Annotated in this window: 19 protein-coding genes; 11 read left to right on the forward strand and 8 right to left on the reverse strand. The window is 62.0% G+C overall.

Annotated features, from left to right (window positions below; all coding sequences use genetic code 11):
- Window positions 1-61 precede the first annotated feature (61 nt).
- Together ACP7CJ_RS25065 and ilvA are read right to left on the reverse strand one after the other, a co-directional pair.
- Complete coding sequence (locus ACP7CJ_RS25065; protein ID WP_276193257.1) at window positions 62-331, reverse strand: DUF1652 domain-containing protein; 270 nt, start codon at window positions 329-331, stop codon at window positions 62-64.
- Window positions 332-575: 244 nt separating this feature from the next.
- Entirely contained in the window at window positions 576-1,598 is a 1,023-nt protein-coding gene (ilvA, locus tag ACP7CJ_RS25070; RefSeq protein ID WP_426102527.1) for a threonine ammonia-lyase, biosynthetic, read from the reverse strand.
- A gap of 272 nt (window positions 1,599-1,870) precedes the next feature.
- Here ilvA and ACP7CJ_RS25075 point away from each other — a divergent pair, with 272 nt between their 5' ends.
- Both ACP7CJ_RS25075 and map read left to right on the forward strand, forming a co-directional pair.
- Entirely contained in the window at window positions 1,871-2,071 is a 201-nt protein-coding gene (locus tag ACP7CJ_RS25075) for a ParD-like family protein (protein ID WP_247407098.1), read from the forward strand.
- Entirely contained in the window at window positions 2,071-2,826 is a 756-nt protein-coding gene (gene map / locus ACP7CJ_RS25080; protein ID WP_426102529.1) for a type I methionyl aminopeptidase, read from the forward strand. The genes ACP7CJ_RS25075 and map overlap by 1 nt, the downstream gene beginning before the upstream one ends.
- Window positions 2,827-2,850: 24 nt before the next feature.
- Here map and ACP7CJ_RS25085 read toward each other — a convergent pair whose 3' ends face one another.
- Together ACP7CJ_RS25085 and ACP7CJ_RS25090 are read right to left on the reverse strand one after the other, a co-directional pair.
- Window positions 2,851-3,789, reverse strand: a complete 939-nt coding sequence (locus ACP7CJ_RS25085) for a magnesium transporter CorA family protein (RefSeq protein ID WP_276193261.1) — start codon at window positions 3,787-3,789, stop codon at window positions 2,851-2,853.
- 6 nt (window positions 3,790-3,795) lie between these two features.
- Entirely contained in the window at window positions 3,796-5,382 is a 1,587-nt protein-coding gene (locus ACP7CJ_RS25090) for a RimK family protein (protein ID WP_247407095.1), read from the reverse strand.
- Between the two features lie 94 nt (window positions 5,383-5,476).
- On the opposite strand from ACP7CJ_RS25090, the gene ACP7CJ_RS25095 reads away from it, so the two are divergent.
- Entirely contained in the window at window positions 5,477-6,577 is a 1,101-nt protein-coding gene (locus tag ACP7CJ_RS25095; RefSeq protein WP_426102531.1) for a peptidase C39 family protein, read from the forward strand.
- 59 nt (window positions 6,578-6,636) lie between these two features.
- Here ACP7CJ_RS25095 and ACP7CJ_RS25100 read toward each other — a convergent pair whose 3' ends face one another.
- The 4 genes from ACP7CJ_RS25100 to ACP7CJ_RS25115 form a co-directional block, all read right to left on the reverse strand.
- Window positions 6,637-7,422 (reverse strand): sulfite exporter TauE/SafE family protein, encoded by a 786-nt coding sequence (locus tag ACP7CJ_RS25100; protein ID WP_247408364.1) that lies wholly within the window; start codon window positions 7,420-7,422, stop codon window positions 6,637-6,639.
- A 91-nt stretch (window positions 7,423-7,513) separates the two neighbouring features.
- Window positions 7,514-8,284, reverse strand: a complete 771-nt coding sequence (locus ACP7CJ_RS25105; protein WP_426102533.1) for a class I SAM-dependent methyltransferase — start codon at window positions 8,282-8,284, stop codon at window positions 7,514-7,516.
- Window positions 8,285-8,342: 58 nt separating this feature from the next.
- Window positions 8,343-9,647 carry an ATP-binding protein gene (locus ACP7CJ_RS25110; RefSeq protein WP_426102535.1) on the reverse strand — a complete coding sequence of 435 codons (1,305 nt, stop codon included), beginning with the start codon at window positions 9,645-9,647 and terminating at the stop codon, window positions 8,343-8,345.
- 3 nt (window positions 9,648-9,650) lie between these two features.
- On the reverse strand, window positions 9,651-10,352 hold the full coding sequence (locus ACP7CJ_RS25115; RefSeq protein ID WP_276193264.1) for a response regulator transcription factor: 702 nt from the start codon (window positions 10,350-10,352) through the stop codon (window positions 9,651-9,653).
- A 224-nt stretch (window positions 10,353-10,576) separates the two neighbouring features.
- Between ACP7CJ_RS25115 and ACP7CJ_RS25120 the strand changes: the two genes are divergently transcribed.
- The 8 genes from ACP7CJ_RS25120 to ACP7CJ_RS25155 all read left to right on the forward strand — a co-directional run bounded on the left by ACP7CJ_RS25120 (window position 10,577) and on the right by ACP7CJ_RS25155 (window position 20,895).
- The gene (locus ACP7CJ_RS25120) at window positions 10,577-11,734 is read left to right on the forward strand and encodes an efflux RND transporter periplasmic adaptor subunit (RefSeq protein ID WP_276193266.1); all 1,158 of its coding nucleotides are present in this window, start codon (window positions 10,577-10,579) and stop codon (window positions 11,732-11,734) included.
- 12 nt (window positions 11,735-11,746) lie between these two features.
- A complete protein-coding gene (locus tag ACP7CJ_RS25125) occupies window positions 11,747-14,836 on the forward strand; it encodes a multidrug efflux RND transporter permease subunit (protein WP_426102537.1) in 3,090 nt (1,029 codons plus the stop codon).
- Between the two features lie 52 nt (window positions 14,837-14,888).
- A complete protein-coding gene (locus tag ACP7CJ_RS25130) occupies window positions 14,889-15,530 on the forward strand; it encodes a DUF1345 domain-containing protein (protein WP_276193268.1) in 642 nt (213 codons plus the stop codon).
- A gap of 170 nt (window positions 15,531-15,700) precedes the next feature.
- Complete coding sequence (locus ACP7CJ_RS25135) at window positions 15,701-16,747, forward strand: LacI family DNA-binding transcriptional regulator (protein ID WP_426102539.1); 1,047 nt, start codon at window positions 15,701-15,703, stop codon at window positions 16,745-16,747.
- 113 nt (window positions 16,748-16,860) lie between these two features.
- Window positions 16,861-17,643, forward strand: a complete 783-nt coding sequence (locus tag ACP7CJ_RS25140) for a sugar phosphate isomerase/epimerase family protein (protein WP_426102541.1) — start codon at window positions 16,861-16,863, stop codon at window positions 17,641-17,643.
- Window positions 17,636-18,577 (forward strand): sugar kinase, encoded by a 942-nt coding sequence (locus ACP7CJ_RS25145; protein ID WP_426102543.1) that lies wholly within the window; start codon window positions 17,636-17,638, stop codon window positions 18,575-18,577. Before ACP7CJ_RS25140 ends, ACP7CJ_RS25145 begins: the two co-directional genes overlap by 8 nt.
- Window positions 18,578-18,622: 45 nt before the next feature.
- Complete coding sequence (locus ACP7CJ_RS25150; protein WP_276193272.1) at window positions 18,623-19,921, forward strand: MFS transporter; 1,299 nt, start codon at window positions 18,623-18,625, stop codon at window positions 19,919-19,921.
- A complete protein-coding gene (locus ACP7CJ_RS25155; protein ID WP_426102545.1) occupies window positions 19,918-20,895 on the forward strand; it encodes a 2-hydroxyacid dehydrogenase in 978 nt (325 codons plus the stop codon). Before ACP7CJ_RS25150 ends, ACP7CJ_RS25155 begins: the two co-directional genes overlap by 4 nt.
- The last annotated feature ends 48 nt before the right edge of the window (window positions 20,896-20,943 follow it).

A 20,943-nucleotide genomic window follows, 5' to 3' on the forward strand; every position in this document is an offset into this window, starting at 1 on the left:
TAAACGACATTGGGCCTGGTATTGACCAGGCCCACCCATCGACGATACCAACAGCCTCTATTTAATAGAGGGAGCGCCCTGCTGCTTTTTGCAGCGCGGGCGCATGCGATTGCTTAAGGTCCTCGCGCAACCCGGTGATCAGGTTGCAAATGGCTCGACTGCTGTCGAGTCTGTCAGCGTTGATACCTTTAACTTCCAGATGCACGCGATCACGATCAAGGTCGTCATACACCTTGATCGTCAGCGAGGCATCTTCAGCTTTGGTGCATTCACACCGTTTAGGCAGGAAACTTCCTTCAATGATACTGCGAAGTTCTAATTCCGAAAGCATGGTCAACCTCTCCTTTCCAGACTGCCAATCGATTGTTATAAGTCTTGCAGGCGCTCGCCTGCCACGTCCTACCAACCCTGGAAGACGCTTACAATCAATCAGCCTACTCGGCAAAATCCGTTCTTGTTGTAACTTTTCCTCATAAGCAATACACAATCTTGTATAAATTTGCCCCACCTTAATTCACTCGACGCCCATCATCGGCGAACAACTCCGATTAAACGTTTAACCCTGGCCTTGGGAGTTAACCAGCACTGTGCGCCGCCGCTCTTTCAGCAACATGTCGCAAACTATCAAAGTTGATATTCGCCCCCGAGTTGATCGCCACCAGCGTCTGCCCGCGCACACGGTTTTGCGCGACATAGCTGCGAATGCCCGCCACGGCCAATGCGCCGGAAGGTTCGACGATGGAGCGCGTATCGTCGTAGATCAGCTTGATGGCACTGCACAGTTCGTCGTTGCTGACGGTGACGACGTCATCCACCCATTCCCGGCAGATTTCAAAGCCATAGGCGCCGATCTGCGCCACCGCCGTGCCATCGGCAAACCCGTCCACACTGGGCAGCACCACGCGCTCGCCGGCACGCAAGGCCGCTAACAGGCAACTGGAGCCCTCGGGTTCGACGCCAACGATGCGCACCTCGGGCCGCAGGTATTTGACATAGGCGGCGATCCCGGCGATCAGGCCACCGCCGCCCACCGGCACGAAGATCGCGTCCAGCGCGCCCGGTTGCTGGCGCAGGATTTCCATGCCCACCGTGCCTTGGCCGGCGATCACGTCCGGATCGTCGAATGGCGAGACAAAGGTGCAACCGCACGCTTCGGCCAGTTGCAACGCATGGGCCAGGGCAAACGGAAAGCTCTCACCGTGCAGCACCGCGTGCGCCCCTCGCGAGCGCACGCCGAGCACCTTCAACTCCGGCGTGCTGCGGGGCATGACGATCGTCGCCTTGATCCCCAACTCCCGCGCCGCCAGCGCCACGCCTTGCGCATGGTTGCCCGCCGACGCGGTGATCACGCCGCAGGCCTTCTGCTCGGCGCGAAGCTGCATCAGCTTGTTGTAGGCGCCACGAATCTTGAAGGAAAAGGTCGGTTGCAGGTCCTCGCGCTTGAGCAGCACGTGGTTGTCGAGCAACAGTGATAGCGCCGGGGCGACTTGCAAGGGCGTGCGCACGGCCACGTCGTAGACCGGCGCGGCAAGGATTTTTTTTACGTAGTGCTCAAGCAGTCCCGGGGCAGCGGTCAGTGGGACGGGGCAAGTGCGCATGAGTGTCTCCTGGCTTGGGTAAGGGCACCTGGAGACGGAAAAACAAAACCCGCCTCTAGGGCGGGTGTGGGTGCAGCCGAGCGCTATCCCGCCAAATGAGGAATGGCGGTAATAATGCTTGGCTGGCGATGCAAGGTTTGAAATGTCATGTGACGAAATTACCCGGCGGGCGCCCGGCAAGTCAATGGCCAGGGGCCATTTAGCTGATGGGGCTTTACGGGCGATATACGAAACGCATACGCTTCGTATATCAATCTAACACAGTGAAGCACATGGGCATCGTCAAGATCAGCGACCAACTACACGAACAACTGCGCCTGGCCAGTGCGGCCATGGACCGTTCCATCAACGCCCAGGCCGAGTTCTGGATCAAGATCGGCTTGCTCGCCGAACTCAACCCTCACCTGCCCTACAACGAGCTGATCAACAAGCTGTTGCTGGACAAACCCGACCTGATCCGGGGGCGCAGCTGATGATCAAAACCACCGCACAGCTCGCCGTGATGCGCGAATCCGGGCGCCTGCTGGCCCAGGTGTTCAGCATGCTCGACGGCTTTGTTGCCGCCGGGCGCTCCACCCTGGAACTGGACAGCGCCGTCGAAGCCTTCATCCGCCACGAGTTGAAAGCCCGCCCGGCGAGCCTCGGGCAATACGACTACCCCTTCTCCATCAACACCTCGGTCAACGAAGTGGTGTGCCACGGCATGCCCAGTGCCACGCAGATCCTCAAGGACGGCGACATCATCAATATCGACATCACCCTGGAAAAAGGCGGCTTTATCGCCGACTCCAGCAAGATGTACATGATCGGTGCCGTCTCGCCGAAGGCACGTCGCCTGGTGGAGATGACCTTCGAGGCCATGTGGGCCGGTATCCGCCAGGTCAAACCCGGCGCCCGCCTGGGCGACGTCGGCCACGCGATCCAGAGCCATGCGCAGGCCAATGGCTACAGCGTGGTGCGCGAATACTGCGGCCACGGTATCGGCCGGCAGATGCATGAAGAACCCCAGGTCCTGCACTTCGGTCGCCCCGGCACCGGGCTGGAGCTGCGCGAAGGCATGGTGTTCACCATCGAACCGATGCTGAACCAGGGCAGCGCCAAGGTGCGCAGCCTGAAGGACGGCTGGACGGTGGTGACCAAGGACAACAGCCTGTCGGCGCAGTGGGAACATACCGTGGCGGTGACGGCGGACGGGTTCGAGGTGCTCACCCTGCAACCCGCTTCCTGAGCCAGCGCCCACAGGCGTGGGGCTTCACATCACATTCGCGCCGCCTGCCATCCGCTTGAGCCCGAGCACCATCAACCCGGCGCCCAGGCCCATCGCCAACAGAAACAGCGGGTACGACACCCACCACGACGTACCCGCCGTCATCATGCTGAACTCCGACATGCCGCCAATGCTGGCGATCAGGTTGAGCGGCAGGAACACCACGTTGATCAACGTCAGCTTGCGCAACAGGTTGTTCATGCTGTTGTTCATCAGGTTGCCACGCGCGTCGATCAGCCCGGAGAACACGTTGGAATAGATCTCGGCCTGTTTGTAGCACTGGTGGTTCTCGATGATCAGGTCGTCGATCAGGCCGAGAATCTCGGCGCTGAAATGCTCCTTCTCCCCATGGTTGCGCAGCCGCGACAATACGGCGCCGTTGCTGTGCAGCGCGTTGATGTAATAGATCAGGCTTTCGCTGAGGTTGAACATCTGCATCAGATGATGGTTACTCATGGACGCGTTGAACTGTTGCTGCAGCTCCCGCGCGACCAGCTTGATCACCTTGAGGTGACCGAGGTAGTGGTGAATATTGTTGAGCAGCAGATCGAGCAGCACATCCAGCGGCGTGTGCAACGGACGGCGCGCGCCGAGCCCGGACAGCGGGGTTTCATCGGTGGCGATCACCAACAGCCGGCCGGGTGAAAACAGCAGGCCGCAGGACGACACTTCAAACACCAGGTTGCCACCGCCGGAGTAGTTCTCCGGGCGCTTCCAGATCAGAAACAGGTTGTCGGGGTGAAATTCGATGCGCGAGACTTCGTCCGGGTCGAGCGCCGAAGCCAGGGCGTGTTCATCCAGCTTGTGGTGCTCACGCAGCCAGTTGCGCTCGGCATGGTCAGGGTTGCTGAACAACATGATCGGGGCCTCGTCACTGTCCCCGCTGCGCAACTTTCCATCGATCAATTCAAAGCGCTGGATCATCGCGACTCACCAGACCTGACCCTGACGCTTCAACTCCAGGCGTCGGACGAACTCCTCCAGCACCAGGCCATACAAGTCGTCCTGCAAGTAGGCATCTTCAATACCGGCATCCAGGTTGGGGTTGTCGTTGACCTCGATCACCACCACCTTGTCGCCCGATTGCTTGAGGTCCACGCCGTAGAGGCCGTCGCCAATCAGGTTGGCGGTCTTGACGGCCAACTCCACCACGGCCTTGGGGGCTTCGTGGACCGCCAGGGTGCGGCATTCGCCGTTGATGTCCTGGCCGATGGCCTTGTGGTTGTAGATCTGCCAATGGCCCTTGGACATGAAGTATTGGCAGGCAAAGATCGGCTTGCGGTTGAGTACGCCGATGCGCCAGTCGTACTCGGTGTAGAAAAACTCCTGGGCCAGCAGCAGCACCGAATGCTCGAACAGTTCAGCGGTGGCCTTGAGCAAGGCCTCCTGGCTTTCGACCTTGATCACCCCGCGGGAGAAACAGCCGTCGGGGATTTTCAGCACCAAGGGAAAGCCGAGGCGCTCGCCGACCCGTTCGAAGTCTTCCGGTCGCTCCTTGTAGAGAATCTCGGTGGCCGGCATGCCCAGTTGATGGCTGTTGAGCAGGTCGGTGAGGTAGACCTTGTTGGTACAGCGCAGGATCGATGCAGGGTCGTCCATCACCACCAGGCCCTCGCTTTCGGCTTTTTTGGCGAAGCGGTAGGTATGGTTGTCGACGCTGGTGGTCTCGCGGATCAACAAGGCGTCGTATTCGGCCAAACGTGCGTAGTCCTTGCGCTCGATCAGTTCCACATCGATGCCCAAACCTTTACCGACCCGGACGAAGTTTTCCAGGGCCTTGGCGTTGGAGGGCGGCAGTTGCTCCTGGGGGTCGTGAAGGATCGCCAGGTCATAGCGGGCCAATCGGCGCGAGCGCGGCTGACGCCAGATCTTGCGGCTGAAGTTGTCGAGGGCGTGGGCGAATTGATCTTCCTGGTCATCACGTAGTTTGTGTAATACGCCGGACTTGACCCCTTCGATATGCCAGCCGTTATTCTTCTTGAATTCAACTAACAAGATCGGACACGGGAACGCTTCAAATAATTGGCGCGCCAACTCCTGCAACGGATCAATATTGGTTCGACCAAAGTAAAGCGTCAGCGTAAAGCCTTCGGTATTGCTGTAAAGATGATGACTCAAGGCTTTATCGAGGGTTTTATCGAGGTCGTCCAGGGCCAGACCATACAGTGATTTCTTGGTCAGCTCACTGATGGTGCGCACCGATGGAATCACCTTGTGCCCGCGAGCTTCGGCCAGCAGCGAACAGTAGTAACCGTGCCCCAGGTACTTGTAGCTGCGGCACAGGTTGATCACCTGCACGCGCTTGCCGGTCTCGCTTTCGCGGGTTTGTTCGAGGTACTCCTGGGCAGTGACGATGTCTTCGCTGGGGAAGTAGGAGGCCCAGTCTTCCTTGCGTTCGACAATAATCACTACTTGACTTGCCCCTCTGGGCGGAGCAGAAAAATAACCTTTGGAAGTTATTGTCGCCGCGACGCTTTGCTCGGATACTTCACGCCAATGACTTTGTACCGCAGACATAATATTTGATCCGCTTTAGAGAACTCGACCTTTTCTATTAAGCACGATCTTTTAGAGAAGTCCCGTTTCGTTACGTAACTTTTACGGCGGTCATATGGCTCTTTTCTTTCGCGTTGCAACCCCCTGCGATGTGCCGGCATTGGTGGCACTGGAACAGCACTGTTTCACCACCGACAGGCTGTCGCCACGCAGTTTTCAATGGATGATCAGCCGCGCCCACGCCGAGTTGCTGGTGGCCGAACAGGACGGGCAATTGCTCGGGTATGCGCTGGCGTTGTTTCATCGCGGCACCTCCCTGGCGCGGCTGTACTCCATCGCCATCGCCGAGCCTGCGCGCGGCCTGGGCCTGGGCAAGCAGTTGCTGAGCCGCATCGAGGCCTGCGCGGTGGAGCACGACTGTGCGTACCTGCGCCTGGAAGTACGCACCGACAACCCCGGCGCCCTCGCCCTGTATGAGCGCAACGGCTACCGGCGCTTTGCGTTGATCAACGATTACTACGAAGACCACGCCCCCGCCCTGCGCCTGGAAAAACGCATCGTCCAGCACCATGACGCACGTGTGCAGAATGTGCCGTATTACCAGCAAACCACCGACTTCACCTGTGGCGCCGCCTGCCTGCTGATGGCCATGGGCGCGTTGCTGCCGGAACGCGTCGCCGCACGCCGCGAAGAACTGCAGATCTGGCGTGAAGCGACCACCGTGTTCATGACCGCCGGCCATGGCGGTTGCAGCCCCCAAGGGCTGGCACTGGCCGCCTGGCGTCGGGGCTTTCGCGTGCGGATGCAGGTGAATGTGCGCGGGCCGTTGTTTCTCGACGGCGTGCGCGATCAGCATAAAAAGGACGTCATGCGTTTAGTGCATGACGCCTTCGAGGAAGAGCTGGCCGGCAGCACGGTCGAACAAGTACTCGGCGGCGCGCTGGATCTGCCCAGGGTACTGAGCGACGGCGGGCAGCCGCTGGTGCTGATCAGTAGCTATCGCCTGACCCGCTCCAAGTCGCCGCATTGGGTGATGGTCACCGACTGCGACGACGACTTCGTCTACCTGCACGACCCGGATGTGGACCACAGCCAGCACCGCCAGCCCCTGGACTGCCAGCACCTGCCGGTCAGCCACGCGGAGTTCGAGCGCATGTGCCGGTTCGGCAACAACAAACTGCGCGCGGCGGTGGTGCTGTTCAAGCCTCGGGCTTGATCGAGGCGGTGGCTTGCCGCTCACGCAGCAGCGGCAATACGCGACCGCGACCGCGTACCTTAGAAAGCCAGCTTATAGCCGATGGTCATCAGCATGATCGCCAGGCACGGACGCAGCACACCGTCCGGGACTTTGCCGGCCATGTGGCTGCCGATGTAGATCCCCGGCAGCGACCCCATCAGCAAAAAGCCCAGCAGGTGCCAATCCATATTGCCCATGCCGGCGTGACCCAGGCCCGCCACCAGAGTCAGGGGCACGGCGTGGGCGATCTCGGTGCCGACCAGGCGCCGCGTGGCGAGGAATGGGTAAAGGATAAATAATGCGACGGTGCCGAGGGCTCCGGCGCCGATCGAGGTCAGTGCCACCATGGCGCCGAGGACCGCCCCCGTGACCACCGTCAGCGCGTTCAAGTTACGCGGGTGCATGTGGTAATCGTCGCCAGCATGGCGCTGGGCGAAGGCCAACAGGCGATGCTTGAACAGAATGGCCAAGGCGGTCAGCAGCAGCACAACACCTAAGGCCTGTTTGATCACGGCGTTCATTGCGCTGGGGTCGGTGTGCAGGCTGGCGAGGAACCACAGGGTCAGCAGCACGGCGGGCACACTGCCCAGGGTGAGCCAGCCGGTGATCGTCCAGTCGATGTTCTTGTTCTTGCTATGTACCAGCACCCCACCGGACTTGGTGATCGCGGCGTACAACAAGTCGGTGCCCACCGCAGTGGCCGGGTTAATGCCGAACCACAGCAGGATCGGGGTCATCAATGAGCCCCCGCCGACACCGGTCATGCCGACGATAAAACCAACGATCAGGCCTGCAACTACGAAACCAACGTTACCCACATCCATCACAGCTACCCGCGGCCTTCTAAAATTCTGGCCGCAGGATAGCGATTTTTCTTATAACCACTTATATCAATATGATCTGACTTTATGCCTTTTACGTCAGTCGGTGGCAAACGTAGGCCTGGGTCTGATAGGGAAAGGCCACTGTATCGTGGCCTTTCAGCGCCGGGTGAGTGGCGATCAGGTTGCGTAATTGCGCGGTGACCTCGGCATTTTCAGCGGCGGGCAATGCCGCGATAAAGCTGACGGAGAGGACGCGATCCATGATCACTTCCTGCGGACTGCCGACATGGTTGTAGGGAAAACAAGTCATTTCGGGGGCGGAAAAATACTCACCGGTGAACGCCTCGCGCCATTTACCGCTGTGAAAGCGCGGTGTATCGCCCTCGTAAGGCGTGATGATCGCGGTGATCGCCGCCACCCAGTCCACCGATTCATCGCGCACATTCCACACCAGCCCCAGACGCCCGTCGGGCTTGAGCACGCGGTGGATTTCCGCGAGCGCGGCCTGGGTGGAGAACCAGTGAAAGGACTGGGCGCAGACCAGCGCATCGGCGCAGGCGGACGCCAGGGGAATGGATTCGGCGGTGCCGTTGACCAGGCGTACATCCGGCAACAGCTTGGCCAACTGCGCAGCCATCGCCTGCACGGGCTCGATGGCAATCAGGCTCGGCGCCAGGGCGTTCAGCAGGCGCGTGAATTTGCCGGTGCCGGCGCCCAGATCGATCACCGTCGACTGCGCGTCGATGCGCAGTACGTCAGCCAGCCAGCCCGTGAGTTGCCGTGGATAGTTCGGTCGGCCCTGGGCGTAAGTGACGGCCTGGGTCGAAAAGCCCTGTTGCGCAGACGTGTGAACACCGGACATTGCCAATCTCTCCTCGGGTAAAGCGGGGGCACAGTGTGCGCCTTCCCACCCGGTTTTTCTAATCAGTCACACTGGGCAACCACACACGAAACCGCGCGCCGCCGAGCGGTGAAGCCTGCGCGGTCAAGGTGCCGCCCTGGGCTTCGAGGGCGCGCCGGCTAATCGCCAAGCCCAGGCCAAACCCGCCGGTGGCGCGGTCGCGACTGCGGTCCAGGCGATAGAACGGCTCGAAGATGCGTTCGCGCTGGTCCAGCGGAATGCCGATGCCATCATCGTCCACGCAGATTTCACAGCCCTTGGGGCACACTTTGACCCCCACCTGGATGCGTTTGTCGCAGTAGCGCGTGGCATTGCGCAGCAAGTTTTGCAGGGCGCGGGCGGTCAGGCGCGGGTCGAGGCTGAAGCGCTCGACGCTGCAGTCGAGCACCACGTCGATGACAATCTCGGGGTTCTCCAGCTCGTCATCGACGCTGCCCAGCACGCTGTCGATAAACTCATCGAGCACCACCTCGACCCGCTCCGGCAGTTGCAAAGGGTTTTGCAGGCGGCTGTAGGAGAGCAGTTCCAGCACCAGCTCATCCAGCTCACGGATATGCGCCACCAGGCTTTGCAGGCGTTCGCGGCTGGCCTGGGGCAGGTCTTCGGACAGCGCCAGGGCCAGGCCGAAATCCAGGCGCGTCAGCGGAGTGCGCAGTTCGTGGGAGACCGCGTTGAGCAAGTCACGCTGCTGGTTCAATAGGTGTTCGATGTCGTCGGCCATGGTGTCGAACACCGTCGCCAGGCTGCCAATATTGGAACTCGGCGGAATGCGCGTGCGTTCGCAAAAATTACCCTTGCCCAACTGCGTGGCGGTGCTTTTCAGGCGCTCCAGGTCGCGCCAGTGCGGGCGCAGCCATACCAGCAGGCAGGCCAGCAGCGCGGCACCGATCAGTACGTTCATCGACCAGTACAGCAGGTTCATGTCCAGAGGGTCCGGCGGGATCGTCAGCTTGACCGCGAACTGCGGGTTGATCGGTGCACTGACCTCGGCCATCCACCCCCAGTCGCCCAGGCGGATAACCGGTTTGCCCTGCGCCAGCAGTTGCTCTTCTTCGGGGGTGTAACGGGCGTCCTGGTGCAGCAGCAGTTCAACCTTGAGCGGCGCGAAGTCGCGACCCAGTTGCTCGGTGACCTGCGACCAGCGCTCCACCGGCGCCCGCTGGTATTGCTTGACGATGAGTGTCTGCAGGCCCCGGGACTGTTCGATGTTGTAGTCCACATAGCGGTGCTCGAACACCTGGATCACCAGCGTGGGAATCAGGTAGATCGCCGCACTGTAGGTGACGATCGTGATCAGATAGAGACGCAGCAGCACACGAAACATGGTTCAGCATTCCCACTCGGATCGGCTGAACAAATAGCCTTTGCCCCACACCGTCTTGATCTTGCGCGCCTCGCCGGCGTGGTCGTCGAACTTGCGGCGCAACTTGGAGATGGCCACGTCCACCGAGCGGTCGGTGCCGTTGAACTCGATCCCGCGCAGGCGTTGCAGGATCTGGTCGCGGCTGAGCACTTCACCGGCATGCCGCGCGAGCACCACCAGCAGGTTGTATTCGCCGCTGGACAACTCCACCGCCTGCTCGCGCCAGGTCACGGTGCGTTCCGACAGGTCGATGCACAGGTTGCCGATGACGACCTGGTCGTTGGCCACCTGGGGTTCGGACAAGCTGCTGCGGCGCAACAGCGTGCGTACCCGGGCCAGCAGCACGCGGGGCTCGCAGGGTTTGGTGACGTAATCGTCGGCGCCCATTTCCAGGCCCAGCACCTGGTCGTGGCTGTCGTCGCGGGCAGTCAGCATCAGGATCGGCAGGCCCGCCGAGTCGGCACGCAGCAAGCGGCACACTTGCAGACCGTCGAGGCCGGGCAGCATCAGGTCGAGGATCACCAGGTCCGGCGGGTTGAGGCGCGCGCGTTCGCGGACATGGTCGCCCCGGCTGAGCACGCTGACGTGATAGCCATTGCGCTCCAGGTAGCTGGCAATCAGCTCGGAGAGTGCGGCGTCGTCTTCGACCAGGAGGATGTTGGGCATGGTGTTTCCAAATAATGCGGTTATGGGTCTTACACAAATCCCCTGTGGGTGGGAGCAAGCCCCTACCACATTTGATCTTCAGCGTTTGCAAGGTCGTGCAAGGATATACGCCCGCAGCCGAACATGGGCCGCGCCTTACATTTCTTCACAGACGACCTACACAGCTTCACAGCACCACGGCGCAGGTGCCATTAGGATGCGCCAGTCAATATTGGGATAAGAGCATGTCGAAGAATCTGTTTGCGCCGTTTTGCCTGCTGGCCCTGACACTTGCCCTGAGTGCGTGTGACCAGTCGTCCGCCGAGGCGCCGGAAATGCCCCTGGCCAACGTGCGCATCGAAACCCTTGCGGCCAAACCTCTGTCCATCAGCAGCGAACTCAGCGGGCGCATCGCCGCGCCGCGCATTGCCGAAGTGCGGGCGCGGGTCGCTGGCGTGGTGATGCAGCGGGTGTTCAAGGAAGGCCGTGACGTGAAACAGGGCGACGTGCTGTTTCGCATTGACCCGGCGCCGTTCAAGGCCGACCTGGACAGCGCCCTGGCCAACCTGAGCAAGGCCGAGGCCAATGCGTTCCAGGCGCGTCTGCAAGAACAGCGCTACAGCCAACTGGTCGAAGGCAACGCCATCAGCGGTCAGGACTACGACAACGCCCGCGCCGCCCTGCGTCAGACCAACGCCGAGGTCGCCGCGAACAAGGCCGCCGTCGAACGGGCCAGGCTGAACCTGGGCTACGCCACCGTCACCGCGCCGATTTCCGGGCGCATCGGGCGTGCACTGGTGACCGAAGGTGCACTGGTCGGCCAGAACGAGGCCACGCCGCTGGCGATCATCCAGCAACTGGACCCGATCCACGCCGACCTGACCCAGTCCACCCGTGAACTGAACGACCTGCGCCGCGCCTTCCGCGCCGGCAGCTTGAAGCAGGTCGGCCAGGACCAGGCCAAGGCCACGCTGATCCAGGACGACGGCAGCCTGTATCCGCTGCCGGGCAAATTGCTCTTCGCCGAGATCAGCGTCGACCCCGGCACCGGGCAAATCATCCTGCGCAGCGAGTTCCCCAACCCGGACCTCGACCTGCTGCCTGGCAGTTTTGTGCGCGTGCGCCTGGAACAGGCGGTCGACAAACAAGGTATCAGCGTGCCGCAACGCGCGATCACCCGTGACAGCGCCGGCATCCCGATGGTGCTGTTGTTGGACGCCGAACAGGTGGTGAGCCTGCAGCCGGTAGAACTGGGCGCGGTGATCGATGATCGCTGGGTCGTCAGCAGCGGCCTCAAGGCCGGTGACCGTATCGTCGTCGAGGGCGTGCAACACGCACGTCCCGGTGAAAAAGTCCTGGTGGATGACAGCCCGACGCCGCCCGCCCAGGCTTCCGGCCAATAAGGATCATTGACAATGCCGCAGTTCTTTATTGACCGCCCGATCTTCGCCTGGGTGGTCGCCCTGTTTATCCTGCTGGCCGGCGCCCTCGCGATCCCGCAGTTGCCAGTGGCGCAGTACCCCAACGTCGCGCCGCCGAAAGTCGAAATCTACGCGGTGTACCCCGGCGCCTCGGCGCAGACCCTGGATGAAAGCGTGGTCAGCCTGATCGAGCAGGAGCTCAACGGCGCCGATCACCTGCTGTATTTCGAATCCCAGAGCAGCCTCGGCTCGGCCACCATCACCGCGACCTTCCAGCCGGGCACGAACCCGGAAATGGCCCAGGTCGACGTGCAGAACCGCCTCAAGGCCGTGGAACCGCGCTTGCCCCAGGCGGTGACCCAGCAGGGTTTGCAGGTGGAGAAAGTCTCCGCCGGTTTCCTGCTGCTGGTGACCCTGACCTCCAGCGACGGCAAGCTCGATGACGTAGCGCTCAGCGACTACCTGGCGCGCAACGTGATGAACGAGCTCAAGCGCCTCGACGGGGTGGGCAAGGCCCAGCTGTATGGCGCCGAGCGGGCCATGCGCGTCTGGATCGACCCGCAGAAGCTGATCGGTTTCAACCTGACCCCGGCCGACGTGAATGCCGCGATCAGCGCGCAGAACGCCCAGGTGTCGGCCGGTAGCATCGGCGATTTGCCGGGTACCAAGACCCAGGAAATCACCGCGGCGATCCTGGTTAAGGGCCAGTTGTCGACCCCGGCGGAATTTGCCGACATCGTGCTCAAGGCCAACCCCGACGGCTCCACCGTGCGCATCGGCGATGTGGCGCGGGTGGAAATCGGCAGCCAGGAATACCAGTTTTCCACGCGCCTGAACGGCAAGCCGTCCACCGCCGTCAGCGTCCAGCTGGCGCCGGGCGCCAACGCGTTGAACACCGCGAACCTGGTGCGGGCGAAGATGGATGAGCTGTCGCGCTACTTCCCGGCCAATGTCGAATACAAGATCCCGTATGACACCTCGCCGTTCGTCAAAGTCTCGATCACCAAGGTGGCCTACACCTTGCTCGAGGCCATGGCGCTGGTGTTCGCGGTGATGTTCCTGTTCCTGCAGAACGTGCGCTACACGCTGATCCCAACCCTGGTGGTGCCGATTGCGTTGATGGGCACCTTCGCCACCATGCTGTTGCTGGGGTTCTCGATCAACGTGCTGACCATGTTCGGCATGGTGCTGGCCATCGGTATCCTGGTGGACGATGCGATCGTGGTGGTGGAGAACGTCGAGCGGATCATGGTCACTGAGGGCCTGTCGCCCAAAGAAGCCACACGCAAGGCCATGGGCCAGATCACCGGGGCCATCGTCGGCATTACGTTGGTGCTGGTCGCGGTGTTTCTGCCGATGGCGTTCATGCCGGGCTCGGTGGGGGTGATCTACCAGCAGTTTTCACTGTCGATGGCCACCTCGATCCTGTTCTCGGCGTTCCTTGCCCTGACCTTGACCCCGGCACTGTGCGCGACCCTGCTCAAGCCGATCGCCAAGGATGAGCACCACGCCAAGGGCGGGTTCTTCGGCGGGTTCAATCGGCGTTTTGAACGGTTCACCGATCGCTACGAAGGCTGGGTGGCATATGCCCTCAAGCGCAGCGGCCGTTACCTGGTGATCTACCTGGTGCTGCTGATCGGCCTGGGGTTGATGTTCAGTCGCCTGCCCTCCTCGTTCCTGCCGGTGGAAGACCAGGGTTACACCATCACCGATATCCAACTGCCGCCGGGCGCGAGCAAGAACCGCACGGTGCAGGTGGCCGAGCAGATCGAAGCGCACAACGCCGAGGAGCCTGGGGTCGGCGACACCACGATGATCATGGGCTTCAGCTTCTCCGGCTCCGGGCAGAACGCGGCGCTGGCGTTCACCACGCTCAAGGACTGGTCGCAACGCAGCAGCGAGGATTCGGCCGCCGCGATTGCCGACCGTGCCAACATCGCGTTCACCGAACTGAAGGACGCGATTGCCTATGCGATCCTGCCTCCGCCGGTGGACGGCCTCGGCACCAGCAGCGGTTTCGAGTTCCGTTTGCAGGACCGTGGCGGCGTCGGCCATGCGGTGTTGATGGCGGCGCGCACCGAACTGCTGGCCGCTGCGGAGAAAAGCCCGATCCTGGCCAACGTGCGGGAAAGCGCCCTGGCCGAGGCGCCGCAAGTGCAACTGCAGGTCGACCGCAAGCAGGCCAACGCGCTGGGCGTGTCCTTCGCCGACGTGGGCAATGTGCTGTCGTCGGCCATCGGTTCGGCCTACATCAACGACTTCCCCAACCAGGGCCGCATGCAGCGCGTGGTGGTGCAAGCCGAGGGCGATCAACGCAGCCAGGTCGCAGACCTGATGAAGATCAACGTGCGCAACAACGCCGGCAAGATGGTGCCGTTGTCCGCATTCGTGGAGGCCAAGTGGACCCAGGGTCCTTCGCAGTTGACCCGTTACAACGGCTACCCGGCCATCGCCATTTCCGGTGAAGCGGCACCGGGGCACAGCACGGGCGAGGCGATGGAAGAAATCCAGCGCCTGGTCAGCCAACTGCCGGCGGGCCTGGGCCAGGAATGGACCGGCCTGTCGTTGCAGGAACGCCTGTCCGGTGCCCAGGCACCGTTGCTGCTGGGCCTGTCGCTGTTGATCGTGTTCCTGTGCCTGGCCGCCCTGTATGAAAGCTGGTCGATCCCGACGTCGGTGCTGCTGGTGGTGCCGTTGGGCGTGCTCGGCGCGGTGTTGGCCGTGACCTTGCGCGGCATGCCTAATGATGTGTTCTTCAAGGTCGGGCTGATCACCATCATCGGCCTGTCGGCGAAGAACGCGATCCTGATCATCGAGTTCGCCAAGGACCTGTACGACCAGGGCGAAGACTTGCTCGACGCCACCGTGAAGGCCGCCCGGCTGCGCTTGCGGCCGATCATCATGACCTCGCTGGCGTTCATCCTCGGCGTGGTGCCCTTGGCGATTGCCACCGGTGCCAGTTCGGCGAGCCAGCAAGCGATTGGTACGGGCGTGATCGGCGGGATGATCACCGCAACGCTGGCGGTGCTGTTTGTGCCGGTGTTCTTTGTGGTCGTTATGAAGCGGGTGCGCAAGCGTCCATAACCCGCGCAAAAATGCGCTATGGTGCTCACCACCGCCCTTGTTGTGAGCACCCATGCCCTTCCTCGCCCGCACCCACCCTCGCCTCTCTTGCGCCGCCGTCCTGGGCCTTGCCGTTGGCATCCTGGTACCCGCCGATACACTTGCGAGCAAAGTCCTGATCGGCTGGAACGCCGGGGTCTGGACCTACTTGGTCCTGATGCTGTGGCTGACCATCCGCGCCAAGGCTGAGGACGTCAAACGCATCGCCGAGATCGAGGATGAAAACGCCGGCCTGGTGCTGTTCACGGTGTGCATTGCGGCCATCGCAAGCCTGGCCACGATCACCCTCGAACTGGTCGGCAGCAAGGACCTGAGCTCATCCGAACGCCTATTGCACTATGGCTTTACCGGCCTGACGATCATCGGTTCATGGTTGTTGATCGGGGTGATCTTCAGCGTTCACTACGCCCGGCTTTATTACACCTGGGCAGGCAAAGAGCCGGCGCTGCGCTTTGCCGAGGGGCTGTTGACCCCCAACTATTGGGACTTTTTGTATTTTTCCTTCACCATCGGCGTTGCCGTGCAAACCGCAGACGTAGGCGTTGCCACCCGTACCATGCGCAAGGTAGTGCTGGGGCAATCGCTGATCGGGTTTCTGTTCAACACGGCGATCCTCGGTTTCTCGATCAATATTGCGGCGGGACTGTTCAGTTGACGCGGCACAAACCATCTGGACGCCCATTACTGCGTCGGTGCTACATCGCTGTCCAAGGGTAAACAACCGATCATCTGGCTTTGTCCTACAACTTCTTGACGACTTTCGTACTTTAGTGGTTTCCTGAAACCGGTTTCAGTCATTCCAATAAAAATAGAAGGTCGATGACCGTGAACAGTTTCTCTGCCGCCCAGCGCAGCCGCGTGACCATGCTTGACGTCGCCCAGCGCGCCGGCGTGTCCAAAGCCAGCGTGTCGCGCTTTATCGGCGACGACCGCGCCCTGCTCTCCGACGCCATCGCCCTGCGCATCGAGCAGGCCATCGATCAACTCGGCTACCGCCCCAACCAGATGGCCCGTGGTTTGAAACGCGGCCGCACGCGCCTGATCGGCATGCTGGTGGCCGATATCCGCAACCCCTATTCCATTGCCGTGATGCACGGCGTCGAAACCGCCTGCCGCCAGCACGGCTACAGCCTGGTGGTGTGCAACACCGACCGCGATGACGAGCAGGAGCGCCAGCATCTGGCGGCGCTGCGCTCGTACAACATCGAAGGGCTGATCGTGAACACCCTCGGCCATCACCTTGAGCAATTGCTGGAGCTGCAACGGGAAATGCCTCTGGTGCTGGTGGACCGCAAGGTCGCGCCGCTGCACAGCGACCTGGTGGGGTTGGATAACCCGGCCGCGGTGCGCATGGCGGTGGAACACCTTGAGCAACAGGGCTACCGCGATGTGTTGCTGGTCAGCGAGGCCACCGACGGCACCAGCTCGCGCCTGGAGCGCCTTGACAGTTTCATGGCCGAAATTGCCCGCCGCCCGGCGTTGAGCGGCGCGGTGCTGGAATTGGATGACGCGCTGGAAAACCGCCTGCGCACCTTTCTCGCCAAACCCGGACCTAAAGCGTTGTTCTGCGCCAACGGCATCGCCGCCCTGGCCTGCACCCGCGCGCTCAAGGCCTTGGGCTGCAACCTGTTCAAGGACGTTGGCCTGATCGCCCTGGATGACCTCGACTGGTACCCGCTGGTGGGCAACGGCATCACCGCCCTCGCCCAGCCGACTCAGGCGATTGGCGCCAGCGCCTTCGACTGTCTGCTCAAGCGGCTGCGCGGTGACAGGGCGCCGACGCGCACCCTGGACTTCCTGCCCGAACTGATCATCCGAGGCTCCACAACCCCTTGTAGGAGCGAGCTTGCTCGCGAAAAACACCAACGATAACGCAGCGATCCTGGTTTAACGCGGCGCTCTCAGGTTTTTCGCGAGCAAGCTCGCTCCTACAGGAAAGTGTTTTTTTCAGAAAAAAATGAAACCGGTTTCAGAGGGACACAACAATGCATGAATACCCCGTCTCCATCAGCCTTTCCAGCTACGGCGCCGACCTCGTGCGCCAGCAGGGCCAATTGAGTTTTGTCGCGCTGCTGGCGGCTGCCGGTGCCCGGCGCATCGAGTGGCGCGAGGAACTGCTGACCATTGAGCAACCCGCACAACTGGCCCAAGCGGCTGCCGAACAGGGCCTGGAGTGCGTGTTCTCATCCCCGTTGGAGCTGTGGGTCGCCGGCCGCGCCCAGCCGAATGCCGAGCTCGCCGCCACCCTTGACCGCGCCCAGGCTTTTGGTGCGCGCTGGCTGAAAGTCTCCCTCGGTTACTTCACCGACACCAATGACCTGCACAGCCTGCACGCCCTGCTCAACCGCCACCCGGTCAAGTTGCTGGTGGAAAACGACCAGACCCTGCACGGCGGCCACATCGAACCGCTGCAGCGCTTCTTCAGCGAAGTCGAGCGCCTTGGCCTGCCGGTCAAGATGACCTTCGACATCGGCAACTGGCACTGGCAGGACCAGTCCGCCCTCACCGCCGCCCGCCTGCTCGGCCGACATGTCGACTACCTGCATTGCAAGGCCGTGGCCCGTCGCCCAGATGGCAAGCTGGTGGCACTGCCGCCCGGCGCCACCGACCTGCATTTGTGGGAACAACTGCTGGGCCACATGACTCAAGGTATTACCCGGGCGGTGGAATTCCCGTTGCAAGGCGATGACCTGGTCGACGTCACCGCCCAGCAGGTCGCCGCCCTCGCCCTGCTTGGCCAGCCCCGTGCGGAGAGCGCCCATGTCTGAGATCGATATCCTGTCGTTTGGTGAAACCATGGCGATGTTTGTCGCCGAACAGACCGGCGACCTGGCCCAGGTTGGCCACTTCCACAAACGCATCGCCGGGGCCGACAGCAATGTCGCCATTGGCCTGTCGCGCCTGGGCTTCAACGTCGCCTGGCTGAGCCGGGTGGGCAACGATTCCCTGGGCCGCTTTGTGCTCGACACACTCAAACAACAAGGGCTGGATTGCCGGCACGTGGCGGTCGACCCGCTGCATCCCACTGGTTTTCAGCTCAAGTCCCGCGAAGAAACCGGCGCTGATCCCCAGGTCGAGTACTTCCGCAAGGGCTCGGCGGCCAGCCACTTATCCACCGCGGCCATAAGCCCGGCGCTGCTGGGCGCCCGTCACCTGCACGCCACCGGCATTCCGCCGGCCTTGTCCGAGGCCACGCGTGAGTTGTCCTGCGAGCTGATGACGCAAATGCGCAAGGCAGGGCGCAGCGTGTCGTTCGATCCAAACCTGCGCCCGGCGCTGTGGGCCAGCCAGCCGCAGATGATCCGCGAGATCAACGCCCTCGCAGGCCTAGCCGATTGGGTCTTGCCAGGCTTGAGCGAAGGTCGACTGCTCACCGGTTTCGACGACCCGGCGGATATCGCCGCGTTTTACCTGGACCAGGGCGCCGAAGCCGTGGCCATCAAGCTCGGCCCGGAAGGCGCTTATTACCGCACCCAAATGGACCAGGGTTTTGTCGCCGCCGTGCGCGTGGACAAGGTGGTCGACACCGTAGGCGCCGGTGATGGCTTTGCTGTCGGCATGATCAGCGCGCTGCTGGAGAACCTCAGCTTCCGTGAGGCGGTACAACGCGGCAACTGGATCGGCAGCCGTGCCGTGCAGAGCCGCGGCGATATGGAAGGCTTACCCACGCGTGCGGAGTTACCGACCCGATCCGTTGCTTGACCCACTCCCTGTTGCCACAACTACAACAAGCTCAGGAGCTACCCCATGGATACCTTGAAACTCGCCACCCGCCGTTGGTGGTACATCATGCCCATCGTCTTTATCACCTACAGCCTGGCGTACCTGGACCGCGCCAACTACGGTTTCGCCGCCGCCAGCGGGATGGCTGAAGACCTGATGATCACACCGGGCATGTCGTCCCTGCTCGGCGCCCTGTTTTTCCTCGGCTACTTCTTCTTCCAAGTGCCGGGGGCGATCTACGCACAAAAACGCAGCGTGAAGAAGTTGATTTTCGTCAGCCTGATCCTCTGGGGCGGCCTGGCCACCCTGACGGGCGTGGTGTCCAACGCTTACATGCTGATCGCCATTCGCTTCATGCTCGGCGTGGTCGAAGCCGCGGTGATGCCGGCGATGCTGGTGTACCTGTGCCACTGGTTCACCCGTGCCGAACGCTCGCGGGCCAACACGTTCCTGATCCTCGGCAACCCGGTGACCATGCTGTGGATGTCGGTGGTGTCTGGCTATCTGGTGCAGCATTTCAGCTGGCGCTGGATGTTCATCGTCGAAGGCTTGCCAGCGGTGCTGTGGGCGTTTATCTGGTGGCGTCTGGCCGATGAGCGGCCCAAGGATGCCAAGTGGCTGAGCGACAGCGAAAAGCGCGCTCTGGAAACCGCCCTCGCCGCCGAACAGGTCGGGATCAAAGCGGTGAAGAACTACGCCGAAGCGTTCCGTTCGCCCAAGGTCATCATCCTCGCGCTGCAGTTCTTCTGCTGGAGCATCGGCGTGTACGGTTTTGTGCTGTGGTTGCCGTCGATCCTCAAGGCCGGGCTGCAGATGGACATGGTCGAGGCCGGCTGGTTGTCGGCGCTGCCGTACCTGGCGGCGGTGATCGGCATGCTGGTGGTGTCGTGGGGTTCGGACAAACTGCAAAAACGCAAGCGGTTTGTGTGGCCGCCGTTGCTGATCGCCTCCATCGCTTTCTATGCGTCCTACGTGCTCGGCGCCGAACACTTCTGGTGGTCCTACACGCTGCTGGTGATTGCCGGGGCGTGTATGTATGCGCCCTATGGGCCGTTTTTCGCGATTGTCCCGGAAATCCTGCCGGCCAACGTCGCCGGCGGCGCCATGGCATTGATCAACAGCATGGGCGCGCTCGGCTCGTTCGGCGGCTCGTACCTGGTGGGTTACCTCAATAGCAGCACCGGTTCACCTGGCGCCTCTTACCTGCTGATGAGCGGCGCGTTGATGTTCTCGGTGGTGCTGACGATGTTCCTCAAACCCGGCGCCAGCGACCGTGAGCGCGCGCCGTTGCATACCCTCGAATTAAAGGTGAAGACCGGATGAAAAAGTCTGTCGTGTTGTACAAAAAACTCTCCGCGCCGCTGATGGCTCGCCTGCATGCACACGCCGAGGTCACGCTGATCGACGCGCTTGATGCGCCCGGCCTGGCCAAGCTGCGCGACGCCCTCCCCGGCGCCCACGGTTTGCTCGGCGCGAGCCTGCGTCTGGACGCCACCCTGCTGGACCTGGCACCGCAGTTGGAGGCGGTGGCCAGCGTGTCCGTCGGCGTCGACAACTACGACGTCGAGTACTTGACCCAGCGCGGCATCCTGCTCAGCAACACACCCGATGTGCTGACCGAAACCACCGCCGACACCGGCTTCGCGCTGATCCTCGCCACCGCGCGCCGGGTGGTCGAACTGGCCGATATGGTACGTGCCGGCCAGTGGAACAAGAACATCGGCCCGGCGCATTTCGGCAGCGATGTGCATGGCAAGACCCTGGGCATCATCGGCATGGGCCGCATTGGTGAAGCGCTGGCCCAGCGCGGGCATTTTGGTTTTGGCATGCCGGTGCTCTACCACAGCCACTCGCCCAAGCCGCAGGTGGAAAAGCGGTTCGGCGCGCAGTACCGCAGCCTGAAAGACTTGCTGCAACAAGCGGATTTCGTCTGCCTGACACTGCCGCTCACCGCCGAAACCGAGAAGTTGATCGGCGCTGAAGAATTCGCGCTGATGGGGCCGCAGACGATCTTTATCAATATCTCACGCGGCAAAGTGGTGGATGAAGCCGCGCTGGTCGAAGCCTTGCAGCAACACACGATTCGCGCGGCGGGGCTGGATGTGTTCGAGCGCGAACCGCTGCCCCACGATTCGCCGTTGCTGCGGTTGAACAATGTGGTGGCAACGCCGCATATCGGCTCGGCGACCCATGAAACGCGCGAAGCGATGGCCGAGTGCGCGGTGGATAATCTGTTGGCGGCGCTAGCGGGTCAGAAGCCGAAAAACCTGGTGAATCCAGGCGCCTGGGCGCAATAGCTTCTGACACAACATAGCGCAAATGTGGGAGGGGCGGTGCGACGATTC

It is taken from the genome of Pseudomonas sp. PSPC3-2 (assembly GCF_049897085.1).
In the GTDB taxonomy this organism is placed as follows: Bacteria; Pseudomonadota; Gammaproteobacteria; order Pseudomonadales; family Pseudomonadaceae; genus Aquipseudomonas; species Aquipseudomonas paraveronii.

What these genes read in the sequence shown, in the direction of transcription:
- ACP7CJ_RS25065 (WP_276193257.1), bottom strand. Translation starts at nt 331, where the DNA reads ATGCTTTCGGAATTAGAACTTCGCAGTATCATTGAAGGAAGTTTCCTG.
- ilvA (WP_426102527.1), bottom strand. Translation starts at nt 1,598, where the DNA reads ATGCGCACTTGCCCCGTCCCACTGACCGCTGCCCCGGGACTGCTTGAG.
- ACP7CJ_RS25075 (WP_247407098.1), top strand. Translation starts at nt 1,871, where the DNA reads ATGGGCATCGTCAAGATCAGCGACCAACTACACGAACAACTGCGCCTG.
- map (WP_426102529.1), top strand. Translation starts at nt 2,071, where the DNA reads ATGATCAAAACCACCGCACAGCTCGCCGTGATGCGCGAATCCGGGCGC.
- ACP7CJ_RS25085 (WP_276193261.1), bottom strand. Translation starts at nt 3,789, where the DNA reads ATGATCCAGCGCTTTGAATTGATCGATGGAAAGTTGCGCAGCGGGGAC.
- ACP7CJ_RS25090 (WP_247407095.1), bottom strand. Translation starts at nt 5,382, where the DNA reads ATGTCTGCGGTACAAAGTCATTGGCGTGAAGTATCCGAGCAAAGCGTC.
- ACP7CJ_RS25095 (WP_426102531.1), top strand. Translation starts at nt 5,477, where the DNA reads ATGGCTCTTTTCTTTCGCGTTGCAACCCCCTGCGATGTGCCGGCATTG.
- ACP7CJ_RS25100 (WP_247408364.1), bottom strand. Translation starts at nt 7,422, where the DNA reads ATGGATGTGGGTAACGTTGGTTTCGTAGTTGCAGGCCTGATCGTTGGT.
- ACP7CJ_RS25105 (WP_426102533.1), bottom strand. Translation starts at nt 8,284, where the DNA reads ATGTCCGGTGTTCACACGTCTGCGCAACAGGGCTTTTCGACCCAGGCC.
- ACP7CJ_RS25110 (WP_426102535.1), bottom strand. Translation starts at nt 9,647, where the DNA reads ATGTTTCGTGTGCTGCTGCGTCTCTATCTGATCACGATCGTCACCTAC.
- ACP7CJ_RS25115 (WP_276193264.1), bottom strand. Translation starts at nt 10,352, where the DNA reads ATGCCCAACATCCTCCTGGTCGAAGACGACGCCGCACTCTCCGAGCTG.
- ACP7CJ_RS25120 (WP_276193266.1), top strand. Translation starts at nt 10,577, where the DNA reads ATGTCGAAGAATCTGTTTGCGCCGTTTTGCCTGCTGGCCCTGACACTT.
- ACP7CJ_RS25125 (WP_426102537.1), top strand. Translation starts at nt 11,747, where the DNA reads ATGCCGCAGTTCTTTATTGACCGCCCGATCTTCGCCTGGGTGGTCGCC.
- ACP7CJ_RS25130 (WP_276193268.1), top strand. Translation starts at nt 14,889, where the DNA reads ATGCCCTTCCTCGCCCGCACCCACCCTCGCCTCTCTTGCGCCGCCGTC.
- ACP7CJ_RS25140 (WP_426102541.1), top strand. Translation starts at nt 16,861, where the DNA reads ATGCATGAATACCCCGTCTCCATCAGCCTTTCCAGCTACGGCGCCGAC.
- ACP7CJ_RS25145 (WP_426102543.1), top strand. Translation starts at nt 17,636, where the DNA reads ATGTCTGAGATCGATATCCTGTCGTTTGGTGAAACCATGGCGATGTTT.
- ACP7CJ_RS25150 (WP_276193272.1), top strand. Translation starts at nt 18,623, where the DNA reads ATGGATACCTTGAAACTCGCCACCCGCCGTTGGTGGTACATCATGCCC.
- ACP7CJ_RS25155 (WP_426102545.1), top strand. Translation starts at nt 19,918, where the DNA reads ATGAAAAAGTCTGTCGTGTTGTACAAAAAACTCTCCGCGCCGCTGATG.